General features: G+C 44.4%; 13 protein-coding genes. 9 read left to right on the forward strand and 4 right to left on the reverse strand.

Annotated elements, in window-relative coordinates:
- Positions 1 to 2: 2 nt before the first annotated feature.
- Complete coding sequence (locus ACPUEK_RS13880; protein ID WP_425641100.1) at positions 3 to 698, reverse strand: pseudouridine synthase; 696 nt, start codon at positions 696 to 698, stop codon at positions 3 to 5.
- 17 nt (positions 699 to 715) lie between these two features.
- The gene (locus ACPUEK_RS13885; protein ID WP_425641101.1) at positions 716 to 1807 is read right to left on the reverse strand and encodes a GGDEF domain-containing protein; all 1092 of its coding nucleotides are present in this window, start codon (positions 1805 to 1807) and stop codon (positions 716 to 718) included.
- A 423-nt stretch (positions 1808 to 2230) separates the two neighbouring features.
- On the opposite strand from ACPUEK_RS13885, the gene ACPUEK_RS13890 reads away from it, so the two are divergent.
- The 6 genes from ACPUEK_RS13890 (at position 2231) to ACPUEK_RS13915 (ending at position 8216) form a co-directional block, all read left to right on the forward strand.
- The gene (locus ACPUEK_RS13890; protein WP_425641102.1) at positions 2231 to 3790 is read left to right on the forward strand and encodes an ABC transporter ATP-binding protein; all 1560 of its coding nucleotides are present in this window, start codon (positions 2231 to 2233) and stop codon (positions 3788 to 3790) included.
- Entirely contained in the window at positions 3787 to 4854 is a 1068-nt protein-coding gene (locus ACPUEK_RS13895; protein ID WP_067223068.1) for an ABC transporter permease, read from the forward strand. The genes ACPUEK_RS13890 and ACPUEK_RS13895 overlap by 4 nt, the downstream gene beginning before the upstream one ends.
- A 9-nt stretch (positions 4855 to 4863) precedes the next feature.
- Positions 4864 to 5796, forward strand: a complete 933-nt coding sequence (locus tag ACPUEK_RS13900) for an ABC transporter permease (protein WP_425641103.1) — start codon at positions 4864 to 4866, stop codon at positions 5794 to 5796.
- 51 nt (positions 5797 to 5847) lie between these two features.
- Positions 5848 to 6918: a BMP family ABC transporter substrate-binding protein gene (locus ACPUEK_RS13905; protein WP_067223075.1), complete on the forward strand. Its 1071-nt coding sequence runs from the start codon at positions 5848 to 5850 to the stop codon at positions 6916 to 6918.
- Between the two features lie 118 nt (positions 6919 to 7036).
- Positions 7037 to 7396 (forward strand): DUF2750 domain-containing protein, encoded by a 360-nt coding sequence (locus ACPUEK_RS13910; RefSeq protein ID WP_067037477.1) that lies wholly within the window; start codon positions 7037 to 7039, stop codon positions 7394 to 7396.
- Positions 7380 to 8216 (forward strand): M48 family metallopeptidase, encoded by an 837-nt coding sequence (locus tag ACPUEK_RS13915; RefSeq protein WP_425641104.1) that lies wholly within the window; start codon positions 7380 to 7382, stop codon positions 8214 to 8216. The genes ACPUEK_RS13910 and ACPUEK_RS13915 overlap by 17 nt, the downstream gene beginning before the upstream one ends.
- Before the next feature lie 68 nt (positions 8217 to 8284).
- Here the strand turns inward: ACPUEK_RS13915 and ACPUEK_RS13920 are convergent, their stop codons facing one another.
- Complete coding sequence (locus ACPUEK_RS13920; protein ID WP_067223082.1) at positions 8285 to 8596, reverse strand: high-potential iron-sulfur protein; 312 nt, start codon at positions 8594 to 8596, stop codon at positions 8285 to 8287.
- A 108-nt stretch (positions 8597 to 8704) separates the two neighbouring features.
- Positions 8705 to 11671: a diguanylate cyclase gene (locus ACPUEK_RS13925; protein WP_425641105.1), complete on the reverse strand. Its 2967-nt coding sequence runs from the start codon at positions 11669 to 11671 to the stop codon at positions 8705 to 8707.
- A gap of 112 nt (positions 11672 to 11783) precedes the next feature.
- Between ACPUEK_RS13925 and ACPUEK_RS13930 the strand changes: the two genes are divergently transcribed.
- From ACPUEK_RS13930 to ACPUEK_RS13940, 3 genes are all read left to right on the forward strand, one after another.
- Complete coding sequence (locus ACPUEK_RS13930; RefSeq protein WP_425641106.1) at positions 11784 to 12998, forward strand: LysR family transcriptional regulator; 1215 nt, start codon at positions 11784 to 11786, stop codon at positions 12996 to 12998.
- Between the two features lie 149 nt (positions 12999 to 13147).
- Positions 13148 to 14095, forward strand: coding sequence for a Gfo/Idh/MocA family oxidoreductase (locus ACPUEK_RS13935; RefSeq protein ID WP_067037469.1), 948 nt, complete (start codon positions 13148 to 13150; stop codon positions 14093 to 14095).
- A gap of 79 nt (positions 14096 to 14174) precedes the next feature.
- Positions 14175 to 15158, forward strand: a complete 984-nt coding sequence (locus ACPUEK_RS13940) for an aldo/keto reductase (protein ID WP_425641107.1) — start codon at positions 14175 to 14177, stop codon at positions 15156 to 15158.
- Positions 15159 to 15193 lie beyond the last annotated feature (35 nt).

Below are 15193 nucleotides of genomic sequence, written 5' to 3' on the forward strand. Positions count from 1 at the left end.
AGTTACAAGATGGTTTTCTTAGGAATCGTGAATTTAGGCCATGACAAAGATGGCTCGAAAAAATATTGTTGATATAACGACCGGATCGAGTCCGGAAAGTGTTCGCCTTCTTTAGGCCAACTTTCAAAATACATAGGCTCTCCTTGCCACTCAAACGCAAGGGAGTAGGCATGTAAATAGCCACGATCTGATACTTCGCCACTATAACGCTCATCACCTAAAATTGCCGCGCCAATGCTTTTTAGCGCAACACGAATTTGATGTGTTTTACCCGTCAATGGACGGATCCAAAAATAACGTTTACCAGATTCAGAAAAGCTAAAAAACTGAGTAACAGCAAGATTGTCACCTTGAGCAGAAAGCTTCCATTGACCACGTCGGCTCGGCAACATTGAGCCTGAAATAGTCCCCTGCTTCTTCTTCGGCTTATTGACTGAAACAGCAATATACCTTTTTTCTAAGGCATGCTGCGCGAACAAATCACCAAAGACCGCCGCTGCCGTTTTATTGGTTGCAAACAGAATTAAGCCTGACGTCATCTTATCCAGCCGATGCAGTGAGTAAAATGTCTGCTCCGGATACGTTTGGTTTAACCGTTCAGCAAACCCCATGCCGTCCTCTGAATGAAAACTCTCATCAGCTGGCTTAACCACTACCCAGAAATCATCGTGCTTCAACACGACTTCTATTGGATCCATTATGTCTAGCTCACTTATTAACTTACGTTGATTTCAACGCGGTTACGGCCATTATTTTTTGCCATGTATAACGCTTCATCTGCACGCGCCAAGATTTGCTCGTAACGTGCCGTATCATCTGTAATTTCAGCCACACCAATGCTAGTTGTGACATGTATCGGTGCTACATGCCCCTCGATTTGAATCGCCAAATCCGCAATTTGTATTCTTAAATGCTCCATCACACTGACTGCATCTTTTATACGAGTATTAGGCATAACAATGACAAACTCTTCACCGCCATAACGACCAACCCAATCTCCCCGCCGTGCATTATTAGCCATGACTCTCGCGAAGCTTTTCAAAACAGTGTCACCTGCTTCGTGACCAAAACGATCATTGATATTTTTAAAATGATCTAAATCTAGAATAGCAAAACAGCAGCGTTGATTATTGATAATCGAATCAGCAAACACATTAACAGCTTCTGCCAAAACCTTGCGACGATTACTGAGTTTGGTTAGATCATCTACTTCAGCAAGATTACGAAGATGCTCATTGAGCCTCCGCAACTTGGTCACAACCACTCCAGCAATCAAAACAATCAAAGTACAAGATGCCGTAAATGTACACAGCGCTATCAGCAAGCGTGCATCCATAGATACGTATTGGGTGGTGGTGGGCGCAAATAATTTAATAAAGGCAAAGGCCACTAACGCAAAAAAGCAAACCAGCAATTGAGCTTTACCGCCCTCTACTCGAAACCCAGTGACCGAGTAAGCAGCCAATACCACTAGCAACCACATAAAATGACTGTCTGAGCCGTAAAACAAAAAAGTACAAAAAACAATATACGTCGCACAAGCGACTGGAAACAGTAATCTTGATGTACGGGAATAACCTTTAATAGACAGCACAAAACCCATTAAAGAAACCGCCGCGCCGAGAAAATGAACCGTAGATTCAATAACCCAGTCGTTAACCATGAAAACGATAGCTGACAACAACCCAACGATCATGGAAAACAAATAGGTTATGTTAACCACTTGCTTGCGATTCAAATCGACATCAATACTATTTATAGCACTGAGCTCAGCAAGCCTTGCAAAATACTTCTTCAACAGAGACAAAATTTGTCCTATTAGACAACGGTCATAGCGCTAGAAATCAAAAAATTGGGAGCCAAAATTCAGACCCCATTTTACACGAGCTAACGGCACTCGCCTACGTCTAATTCTGGACCGATCGGTCAACATAAGCACCAACATAGCGCAATATTGACCATAAAATCAGGAATAATGCATTTCAAACAGAAATAATCCACACCAACAAAGCTGACCGTGCAGACAAACAAGTCAAAATTGCGTATTCTTCGCGACTTATTACAGCCTTTCGGTTAATTACGCTGTATTGGCACAATTATTGATTGTAAAACATTCGACTAACTCAGTACCTACTCAGTATAAGTCGGCAAAGGAAAGCCAAAAGCCAAGCACGGCGAAAAAGAAGCGTATCCAAAAACGCTTAACATCCAATCACATAGAGAATTAACGGTGTCGGAAACATTGAAAAACCAGAGCTCTAGCCCGCGTCTAGAACTACTGAATATCACTAAACAGTACCCCGGATGTCTAGCCAATGATCAAATTTGCATGCGCCTGATGCCAGGTGAAATACATGCATTATTGGGAGAAAATGGCGCAGGCAAAAGTACATTAGTAAAAACAATCTATGGCGTGGTTGCCCCAGACTCTGGTCAGATCCTTTGGGATGGTCACGAAGTAGAGATCAAGTCTCCTTCTAAGGCCCGTGACTTAGGCATTGGCATGGTGTTCCAACATTTTTCATTATTTGAAACGCTCACTGTCGCGCAAAACATAGAGCTGTGTTTAAGTCGATCGCAATTGCACTCAATCGGTGACTTAGCTGAACGTATTCGAGACCTATCTGCAACCTACGGTCTTAATGTTGATCCAGACAGATTCGTCCATTCCCTTTCGATTGGAGAGCGCCAACGTGTCGAAATCATGCGTTGTCTGGTTCAATCGGTAAAGCTTCTGATTCTTGATGAGCCCACTTCAGTATTAACACCGCAAGAAGTTGCTGGGTTATTCACCGTTTTGAGAAAACTCTCTTCTGAAGGCTGTAGTATTTTATTTATTTCTCACAAACTTCATGAAGTGACGGAAATTTGTCATAACGCCACAATTCTTCGTGGCGGCAAATTCGTGGGCGATTGTCAGCCAGCCAACGAAACCCCTGCCACGATCGCTAAAATGATGGTAGGCGACCTCGCTGAACAAGATGCTGGGTATGAGAAAGCGTTCGGTGAAAACATTGTCTTTACTGCAAAGAACCTCTCTTTAGCCGCTAAACACCCTTTCGGCACCACCTTAAAACAGGTTAACTTTGAGCTGTACAAAGGTGAAATTCTTGGCATTGCTGGTGTTGCGGGTAACGGGCAAGAAGAACTGATGTCGATCATCAGCGGAGAAGACAGTCGTACTCTTAAAAACACATTAATACTTGATGGCCGTGACATTGGCACTCAATCTGCTGGTCTACGCCGACGTAACGGACTGGCTTATGTGCCAGAAGAACGCTTGGGGCGAGGCGCTGTTCCTGAAATGAGCTTATCCGAAAACACATTGCTGACACACAGCCGTGGTTTTGTACAATCCGGCCTTGTGAACTGGAAAGCCGTAAAAGAGTACGCCAAAAGCCTTATCTCCCAGTACAACGTTAAATGTCATGGTGAGTTTTCTGAAGCTAAAAGCTTAAGCGGTGGTAACCTACAGAAATTCATTATGGGACGTGAAATTGGCCAAAATCCAAAAGTACTCATCTGTGCTCACCCCACATGGGGGGTCGATGTTGGTGCCGCTCTTGCTATCCATCAAGCGTTATTGCAACTTCGAGATCAAGGTGCCGCAATTTTATTAATTTCAGAAGACATTGATGAGCTTTTCTTGCTAGCAGACCGTATGGCTGCTGTGTGCGACGGTCACCTTTCTCCCGTTGTTCGTGCTGAAGAAACGTCTATAGATCAAATAGGTCAATGGATGGCAGGTACCTTCATTAATGAATCAGAGCAACAGGAGGCACTCGCATGATCCAAGTGCAAGCTCGAACAGAACCCAGCACGCTAATGACGTTTGCATCGCCTTTTTTAGCCATTGTACTCACGTTAATCTTTGGCTCTCTGCTGTTTACGGCTCTCGACAAAGATCCATTACAAGCACTGCATGTACTGCTAATACTACCATTATCAGACGCTTATAATATCAGTGAAATGCTGGTTAAAATGGGGCCATTGCTGCTGTGCGCCGTCGGTTTAGCTCTGTGTTATCGCGCCAATATGTGGAACATTGGTGCTGAAGGCCAACTGTTGGCGGGCGCACTTGGAGGCAGTACTGTTGCCCTAATGTTCGTCGACTCGAATTCTGCTTTTGCGATGCCTCTCACTTTATTGGGTGGCATCGTCTCTGGCATGGCTTGGGCAGGCATCGCTACTCTCCTCAAGGTAAAGTTTAACTCTAACTTAATCCTTACGACCATAATGCTAAACTATATTGCATTGTACTTGTTAATTTGGGCGGTTCATGGGCCATTACGCGATCCGGAAGGCTTTGGTTTTCCAGAGTCAGCGCTGTTCTCAGATGCCACCTTACTACCTGTACTCTCAGACAGCGGACGCGTGCATCTTGGCGTCGTCTTCGCCATTGTACTGGCACTATTCGCTTGGTTTTTGCTGGCCAAAACACATCTTGGATTTAAGATTCGTGTTTACGGTGCCGATGAACCTGCCGCGATCTATGCAGGTTACAATGCAAAGGCAATTAGCTGGTTTGTTATGCTATTTGCAGGTGCCCTAGCCGGATTGGCAGGCGTATCCGAAGTAGCGGGGCCTATTGGCCAGCTTACGCCAAACATCTCCCCGGGGTACGGTTATTCCGCTATTATCGTTGCATATCTTGGTCGTCTTCATCCTGCAGGTGCCATTGTCGCAGCTATTTTCTTAGCTATTTTATATATGGGTGGAGACTTAGCTCAGATAGAAATGGGCATTCCTATTGCTGTCGTCGGCATGTTTCAAGGGATATTGTTGTTCTTCCTCTTGGCGTGTGATTTCTTCATTCGTTACCGCATCGTACCTTTACGCGAAAAAATGGCTTAGGAGCAAAACGTGGATATTGATCTAATTACTCAAGTACTTTTTGCAGCCATTAAAACGGGCACCCCCCTTCTATTTATTGCTTTAGGCGAGGCCATTTGTGAAAAAACAGGGGTCTTGAACTTAGGGCAGGAAGGTATGATGTTAATGGGCGCAGTGGTCGGTTTCATGGCCGCTTACGGCACTGGAAATGCAGGTTTCGGGCTGCTAGGAGCCATGATCATAGGCATGGTGATGAGCTTAATCTTTGGCTTCTTAGTGTTACATCTTGGCGCCAATCAAGTTGCAACAGGCTTGGCTCTGACCATTTTCGGCACAGGATTAAGCGCCTTCATCGGCTCAGGCGTTGTTGGTCAGACTATAACTGGCTTTCAACCCTTGTCGATTCCAGTACTTTCAGATATACCCGTGCTAGGAAAAGTTCTATTTAGTCATGATGTGATGGTATACATTGCTGTCTTTCTTGCCATCATAATTGCTTTTGTCGCCAACAAAACTCGATTAGGCCTAACGATTAAAGCCGTTGGTGAAAACCCAAATGCAGCCAACGCAATTGGTATTAAAGTGCTGCGAGTTCGCTATCTTGCCGTCATGTTTGGTGGTGCTATGGCTGGTTTAGGCGGCGCCTATATGTCACTGGTATACACCCCTATGTGGGTTGAAAATATGACAGCTGGGCGAGGTTGGATAGCGTTAGCGCTCGTCGTATTTGCTTCATGGCGAATTGGTAATATTGTATTGGGTGCTTATCTATTTGGGTTGGCAAGTATTATGCACCTTGTTCTTCAAGGGATGGGTTGGTCTATTTCACCAAACTTATTGGCGATGTTGCCCTATGTGGCAACAATTGTAGTCATGGTCATCATCAGTGCAGATAAATATAAAGAAAAGTTACTCGCGCCGCGCTCTCTTGGTAAACCATTCGATCCTCGTCAAATGGCTTAGTAGTTAATCATGTTTAATGTAGATCGCCTTCGGGCACAAAAGGAGCAAATAATGAAACTAAAAAACTTACTTGTAGGCCTTGGCCTACTAGCGGGCGTTGCTGCTGCACAAGCTGCAGACGACCCATTTAAAGTTGGGTTTGTTTATGTCGGCCCAGTGGGCGACCTAGGTTGGAGTTATGAACACGACCGTGGCCGCAAAGAGCTTCAAGAGTTCTTCGGTGACAAAGTGGAAACAACCTATGTAGAAAACGTACCAGAAGGTGCAGATGCTCAGCGAGTCATCACTCAGCTTGCAAAAGCAGGTAATGACCTGATTTTCTCCACGTCTTTTGGTTTCATGAATCCTACGTTAAAAGTTGCAAAACGCTTTCCTAACGTCACCTTCGAACATGCAACAGGCTACAAACGCTCTAAAAATATGGGCACATACGTACTTCGCACTTATGAAGGTCGTTACGTATCAGGGGTTGCTGCTGGCATGCTAACCAAGTCCAATACCATTGGCTACATTGGATCCTTCCCTATCCCTGAAGTTATTCGTGACATTAACGCTTCTTACATGGCGGCGAAAAGCGTCAACCCTGAAGTCACTATGAAAATCGTTTGGGTGAATTCTTGGTATGATCCAGGCAAAGAAACAGATGCAGCCAACGCTCTGATGGACCAAGGTGTGGATGTATTACTGCAGCATACTGATAGCCCAGCTCCTCTGATTGCTGCAGAAAAGCGCGGTGCGCGCGCTATTGGACAAGCATCGGATCAAAGCAGCTTCGCCCCGAATGCGCACGTTTTCTCTGTACGTGATGATTGGGCTCCCTACTACATCAAAATTACTCAAGAAGTCATGGATGGCACGTATGAACCAAAAGACTTCTGGGGTGGTTTTCAAGAGGACATGCTTAGTCTAGCGTCTATCAATGACAACTTACCGAAAGACGTTCGAGCTAAGATTGATGAAACATACGAGATGATCCACTCTGGAAAGTTTCACCCTTTCACAGGTCCCATCAAAGATAACAAAGGAAACCTTGTTGTTCCTGAAGGACATACCCTGAGCGATACAGAATTAGCTCAGGTAAATTGGTACGTAGAAGGCATTTCTGACGAGATTCCACGCTAATCACGGTCTTTCCTTGTTTTTTACGCAATGGGTGATCTATATCGATCGCCCATTTTTTTAACTATCAGATATAGTCTGTAGTTGTTAGTATCAGTTAAACACATTGAAGAAAACATTTATGACTATTGATAATACAAGCTTTTTTAGAGAGACCAGTCAGAACCGTTACGATCTTTTTGTTGCTCACGTTAAAAGTGGCGGCACCTGTTACACCTTAGCGGACACGGAAGGCTGTTTGAACATCACTATTGGTAGTGAGCGAGTATTACCTGTTTGGCCAACGGAAGAAATGGCCAATGAATGGGCTAAATCGGATTATGAAGGCTTCAGCGCACTCGACATCAACAACGAGGCGTTCTTTGAAGTGTGGTTACCCGGCATGACAAATGATGGTGTAAGCGTTGGTGTAGCACCCAATATGGCCGGTGAAGGGATCGTACTGCAGGCGGCCGAGCTGCTTCATGACATCCAAGGCTAACAAGGAGACTCAATTGACAACGTCATTATTGCGTAGCTTAACTATTGGACTTATTAGCGCGTCGCTGGTTGCCTGCGCTACGTCCCCAACAGGCCGCAAGCAACTTGTATTGCTACCTGACAGTCAACTTAATGAAATGGGGGTGGCATCATTTACGGAAATGAAAGCGGAAACACCCAAATCAGAAAGCTCTCAAGCAACCCAAAAGGTTCAATGTGTTGCCGATCATATCATCTCTGTATTACCAGATGAATATCGCAAACAAGCTTGGGAAGTAGTGCTTTTTAATGACGAACAAGTCAACGCCTTTGCTTTACCAGGTTACAAAATTGGGGTTTATACAGGGCTGCTTGAAGTCGCCGACAATCAGTCTCAGCTAGCGGCTGTTATCGGGCATGAAGTCGGACACGTATTAGCACGTCATGGTAATGAACGTGTTTCAACTCAACTGGCAACCAATCAAGCTTTATCTGTGGGATACCAACTTGCTGGTGCAGATTCTGCAACAAAATCTCTCATATTTCAGGGACTAGGCTTAGGGGCTCAATTCGGTATTATTTTACCATTTAGCCGAACTCATGAATCGGAGGCTGATTATATCGGTTTAGATTTAATGGCTAAAGCAGGCTTTGATCCAAGTGAGAGCGTGACGCTGTGGCAAAACATGGCTCAAAAAAGTGGCAACAGCACAACACCAGAATTCCTGTCCACGCACCCTTCTCCTCAGACAAGAATCCGCGATTTACAGCAAGCGATGCCTGCACCGCAAAAAGTCTATGCTTCATTAAAAGCGAATAACAAAACAGCTCGTTGCTATTAAACGCATTTTAAAAGCTCTTAAACCTTCCACGGCTTAAGAGCTTTTTAATAACAGCTACTCAATCATCATTATGGTTTTTTAACCCAAGCCTGACACCATCCATTTGCTTCAACGGCATGGCCCGCAAACAATGGGCAAGCGCCAGAACCTGCATTATAGAAATTACAGTTACTGCATGCGCTACCTGCTTTAAATGCTGCGTGTGAAGAAGCATTTGCAGCATCTGGCACATACGCTAACGCTTTAGCATTAGGCGCATTTGGGTCTAACATTGGCAATGCAGCAAACGCATTAGAGGTAAGCGCGCCCATACCAAACGGCAGTGCAGCCAAGCCAAACAACCCTTTTTTCACAAATTTACGACGACTACTGTCAATCATTGTTCTCTCCTGCTGACTAGACTAAATAGTTAATTTGTTCTAACAAAAAGAGACTAAAGCTGGAATCATTCTCAGTGCCTGACCTAAATCAGGAAAGATGCATCCTCATCAACGAAATTCATGATATTGCTCGATACGATTACGGCCTGAGTTTTTAGCTTGATACAAAGCATGATCCGCACGCTTTAAAAGGCTTTGATAGTCATGGCAGCCCAAGGCATTCGCCAAGCCAATACTGACAGTTAAATGAAACTCATCATTCAGCTGTGGACAATGAAGTTTAGCGACACCTTCAAGTAGCCCATTACAAAGCGCTAAAGCTTGCTCTTCAGTGCCATGAATTAACAACGTAAACTCTTCACCACCCCAGCGGGCAACTACGTTAGGGGCACTCACAGACTCCTTCAAGAACTTAGCCATAAGCTTGATAACTTCATCTCCAACTATATGAGAGAATCGGTCATTTACCTGTTTAAAATGATCTATATCTATAATGGCAAGATTCAACTTACCCAGCCCTTGAATCGATAGCATAAAGTCCCTGCGTACCTTTTCATCAAAAGCACGTCGGTTGTACAGGCCCGTCAGAACATCCTCTTTGGACAACCGCTCAAAACGCTCCGCTTGTTCCCTTAATGCTTCAGTTTTAGTATGAATTTGCATCGCCATATCACGTTGACGCTTTTTCAACGCATACACTCGCCAGTACATAAGAAGGGTTAAACCCGCGACAAGGGCGATCAGTAACAAAGCTTGTACATCTCTTCTTTGCCAAACCAAGGGTTGCAGTTCAAATTCGTACTTTGTTTTAGACTCATGCCATTCGCCATAGGGATAGCGAACACTGACATGAAATTCATAATGCCCAGGCGGTAAGTTGGTATACTCGGCGACGGTTTGACTACCTTGATAATTCCAATCATCATCAAACCCCACCAACTTGGTTTGATATTGCAAACGCTCAGGCATAATGTAACTGAGCCCAGCAAAGTTAATTCGTATACGATTCGATCCAGGTTGCAGTGAGTAATCGCGTTGAGGGTTGATCGATACACCGTCGACTTCTACGTCTTCAATGACTATTGGTAGGCTGTATTGGTAGAGCTGTTTAAGTGTAGTCGGCAAAATAAAAGACACGCCGCCCGCTGTCGCAAAACCCAACATACCTCTTTTAGCGCTCACTGCTGCCGGCGTTGAGCCGCCGTTCGCTTGACTACTGCCCATGCCATCTTCATCACCAAAATGCTCAAAATTGATGGCAGCTATTTCACCTGAGGCAGCACGATGGGCCTCAACATAACTAATTTTCCAGATACCACGGTTACTCGTTAGCCAGAAACTTCCCATGCGATCATAAACAACTTGAAATAGCTTATCGATTGGCAGCCCTTCAGGTTTACCAACGCCAGTAAGTTCATTGGCGATCGTGTCATATCGAAGCAAACCACGATCAGTTGCCATCCATACAAAACCAGGTTCAATGTAAAAACCAAACACATACTGTGCCTGCTCAAATATTGATATATCAATAGGAAGAATACGGTTGCGACGATCATAAACAGCGACTCCTTCCGCTGTACCAATCCAAATCCGACCGCGTCGATCTTCACTTAAGGCGATAATATAATTATCAGGCAAATTTGAACTGTGCTCATCAAAAACAGTACGAGTACCGTCTTGCTCAAACATCACTAAGCCATTAACCGTACCAATCCAAACACGTCCTTTTGAATCCTCTAATAAAGCTCGTACTTCATTGTCAGGCAACCCGTTATCTTTATTATAAAGGGGCGTCATCAGCCCCGACTTCCAGCGGTAGACGCCATTGCGTTGCGTACCCACTAGAACAGACTGATCGGAAATATTCGCTAAACTTAGCATAGACTGACGCGCAGCCGGTTGCTCACTGGCTACCAGCACTTTCCCATCTTCTATTAAATTTAAACCTTCGCTACTGCCAACTAAAAATCGGTCTCCCGGTATATTAAGTAACGTTCGGACAAAGTTACCTTCTAACCCTTCTAACGCTGAATAATTACGAAAAGGCGCTTCACGTAATCGCATTACGCCACCATTAGTGCCGACCCAAATGCTGCCTTCCGAATCTTGAAACCAAGAGATAACCCGATTGTTCGGTAAACCAGAACTTGTATCAATAAAATCAACACCACGAAGCGTAATTCGCGCTAATCCTTTATCAATAGAACCGAGCCAGATATTTCCCTCATCATCTTCTTCAACCACCGTAATTGTTGAAGTGCGTAGATCTGGCAGCAACTCTGTAAATTGCTTTCCATCGTATCTCCAAGCACCGTTTGTCGTTCCGATTAATACATGATCACGATGATCTATAGAAACATAATAAACGCGCACGTTCTCGGGAATATCGGGTATTTTCAGCTTTTGCGCACCTTCAGAAGAAACCCGATAGAGGCCAGAACGGGTGGCAGCGTAAATAAGCCCTGAACGTGTTTGGGTAAGGTGTGCTGTGCTAACGTTAAGTACTAAACGATCTTCCGAATAAGTATTTTCACCTTCTTTTTGTCGGTAATATACACCCTCACCCTCGACTGCAAGCCAAAGATTCGAATCGTCGTCTAACAATATATCGTTTACCAGACTTTTAGCGGGCTCTTGTTGCGACCAGCTGTAATGTTCTCGAACAGTAATACCACCGCGGCCACCACCCACCCACAGCTGATTACCTTTTGCCGGAGCCAACGCTCGCACGGCGGCATCAATCAACCCTGTTTCAGGGTCACGGCTAAACAGCTTAAAGCTTTTGCCGTTATAACGGGCTACGCCTTCCCATGTTGCAAACCACAAGTAACCATCTTCTGTTTGAGCAATAGCATTAACACTGTTATGAGGTAATCCGTCATGCGACGTCCAAACATCGGCAAAATAGTCATGCATACTTACCGCAGCATAAATGCTAGTCCCATATAAAAGAGCAATGGAACACATTAGCCACTTTAATCCATCATAGTAACGACTTAACTGCATGCTCAACCCTAAGAAACAAATACTGAACCCAAAATAGCGTAATTTAAGCAAAAAAAGTAGATTTTTCATAAGTATGGCTCATTTTGAATAGAAGCTAAGAAAATGCCCCATACGAACGTTTCCACTTTAAAACCTATTCATTTTTGATATAGTGACCTAAATTGTATGACTGGAGCTAGTAGTGGATTTACAAATTCCTAATTTGCGGCATTTACGAGTATTCTTGGCTGTTTGCGAACTAAAAAGTATCACTAGAGCTTCTGAGCAAATTTATTTGTCTCAACCTGCTATCACACAAGCCATTGCAAAATTAGAAAAGCAACTCGAAACCCACTTATTTGAACGGCACTCCGATGGCATGTACCCCACGGAATCCGGAATATTATGGCAAAAACGTGTCACTCGCTCGCTGGATTACTTAAAAGATTCAGCCGCTGAGTTACTTCGTGATCCATCGCTAAAAGAAACGCTCTCTGCAAATGTGTTAGCTCAAATCAGCACAACCCAATTAAAAGCGTTAGTTGCTGTGTGCGACGTACAAAACTTCAGCATTGCCAGTCGTAACCTTGGCGTCTCACAGTCGTCGGTTCATAGAGCCGCCCGTGACCTTGAAAAACTGCTTGGCATCGCACTTTTCGATAAAACAAACACCGGTATTAGTTCAACCGATGCTGCCAAGACGCTTACAAAAGCTGCGAAGTTGGCATTCAGTGAATTAAGTCAAGGTATGTATGAAATTCATGCATTACAGTTTAAAGATGTTTCCACTATCTCTCTAGGGAGTATGCCGCTAGCACGCACCACAATTTTACCCAAGTCCATTCTGCGGTTTGGCGATCAGCACCCAGATGTGAATATTAAAATAATAGAAGGTCCCTACCCCGACCTATTACACCACCTACGCCACGGCGATATAGACATTGTGCTTGGCGCTCTTCGCTACCCTTCTCCTGCGGACGATGTTATTCAAGAAGAGCTTTGGAACCCACCGCTATCGATAGTCTGTCGCGATGGTCATCCACTTTTATCTCTTAACCAAGTTTCAGCTGAAGATTTAGAAAAGTTCGCTTGGGTTGTTCCTGCAGATGGAACTCCCACACGATCGGCCTTCGAAGCAATCTTTGATCAAGCAGACTGCCCTCAACCAAGTCGTATTGTGGAATCAAGTTCACAGATTTTAATAAGAGAATTACTGATCGGAAGTGATCGATTGACATTAATATCTGAGCATCAGATGGAGCGAGAAATTGAGTTAGGAATACTCAAAATCTTATCTTATCCATTAGAGCATACGCGCCGCCCCATTGGCCTTTGCGTAAGAAAAAACTGGTTGCCAACTATTACTCAGTCTCACTTCTTGAGTGTTCTACGCGAAATATGCGATCAATTCAGATAGCTTTTGAATAAAAACATATTATCTCTTTTTTGAATGCCATCTGTAGTTTACGAATTACATCATTTAAAACGCCAATGATAGATTGAATGTATTAATTTAGAGCAGTAACGCTCACCAAGAACAACAAGTCAATCGCTAGGAGATATCTAATGAGAATTTGTATTGCAGGCGCATCAGGCGCATTCGGCATGAAGCATATGGATGCTATCGCAGCCATTGACGGTGCTGAGGTTGTGTCGGTTGTCGGTACCAAACCTGATGCAATCAAAGCTTTTGCAGAAGAGCGTGGCGTTGCTCACCATACAACAGATCTAGCAGAAGCGTTGGCTCTTGATGACGTTGACGCTGTCATTCTAGCAACACCGACACAAATGCATGCCGCCCAAACCATTCAATGCTTAGAAGCTGGTAAGCACGTGATGTCTGAGATTCCAATGGCAGACAACATCGAAGACGCACGCAAGGTCGTTGAAACTCAAAAACGTACGGGACTGGTTGCTATGGCGGGGCACACTCGTCGTTTTAATCCTTCTCATCAGTGGATCCACAACAAAATTGCAGCGGGCGAATTAAAAGTCCAACAGATGGATGTGCAAACCTATTTTTTCCGTCGTTCCAATAAAAATGCGCTGGGTCAAGCCCGCTCTTGGACTGACCATCTTTTATGGCACCATGCTTGCCATACGGTTGACTTATTTCAATATCAAACCGGTGAAGTTGCGACAAAAGTTCAAGCTCTGCAAGGCCCTATTCATGAAGAGCTTAATATTGCCATGGATATGAGCATTGGTATGAAAGTGCCAAATGGTGCAATTTGTACATTGTCCCTTTCTTTCAATAATGACGGTCCATTTGGTACTTTCTTCCGTTATATTTGTGACAATGGCACTTATGTTGCGCGCTATGATGACCTATTCGATGGCAATGAGAACAAAATTGATCTATCTGGCGTCGCTGTCTCAAACAATGGCATTGAACTTCAGGATCGTGAATTCATCTCAGCAATCCAAGACGGCCGCGCTCCGAATGCGTGCGTCACTCAAGCAATCGATGCAATGGAAACGCTACACAAATTAGAGCAGTGCTTAGAGGACTAGCTTTCACCTAGCATCTAAAAGCAGGGCCAAGTGCCCTGTTTTTTCATTTCTAAACACCACTTACTACAAGGCAAGGACTATGTCAGAAAAACATTTGAATTTACTCACGCCTAGCATAGGCCTAGGCTGCATGAACCTTTCTCATGCTTACGGCTCCCCCGTTGCCGAAGAAGAAGCTATTAAGGCCCTCCAAGAAGCTTTTGAGATGGGTTATCGCCATTTTGATACTGCAACACTCTACGGTGGAGGCAAGAATGAACTGCTCGTAGGTAAAGCTCTAAAACATCTTCGTAAAGAATTTTTCTTAGCCAGCAAATGCGGTATGGCGATGGTTAATGGTAAAAAAGAAATCAATGGTCGACCTGAGAACATTCGTCAACAGTGTGAAGACAGCTTAAAGCGCTTAAAAACAGAGTATATCAATCTGTATTATCTACATCGTAAAGACCCTAATGTAGCCATTGAGGAAAGCGTGGGCGCTCTGAATGACTTAGTTAAAGAGGGTAAAATCGGCGCCATTGGCCTTTCCGAAGTGTCCGCCGATACTTTACGCAGCGCTCATAAAGAAGCTCCAATCACTGCCCTACAGTCTGAATACTCGCTTTGGACACGCAACCCCGAAATTGCCACACTTGAAGCCACAAAAGAACTGGGGGTGACATTTGTGGCATTTAGCCCACTGGCGCGAGGCTATTTGACTGGCGCGGTAAAGAGCGCTGAATCATTAGAAACGGGCGACATTCGCCTCAATATGCCGCGCTTTAACGATGATCACTACCCTAAAAACCTTTTACTGTTGAATAACTTTATTGAAATGGCAAAAGAAATGGGCTGCACACCAGCACAACTTGCACTCGCGTGGGTGTTGCACCAAGGCGATCATGTAGTTGCCATTCCTGGCACCCGCTTTGCGAACCACATGAATGACAACTTAGGTTCTTCTGATATTAAACTGTCTGCAGACCAATTAAGCGACCTAAACGACATGATTAATCAGAACACTATAAGTGGCGCGCGCTACAACGTAGCCCAACAGAAAGAAATCGACACCGAAGAGTTTTAATATACCCGCCGACTTATTCTTCACTCTATTATAAA

Origin of the sequence: Marinomonas gallaica (genome assembly GCF_049821165.1) — a bacterium.
GTDB lineage: Bacteria > Pseudomonadota > Gammaproteobacteria > Pseudomonadales > Marinomonadaceae > Marinomonas > Marinomonas gallaica.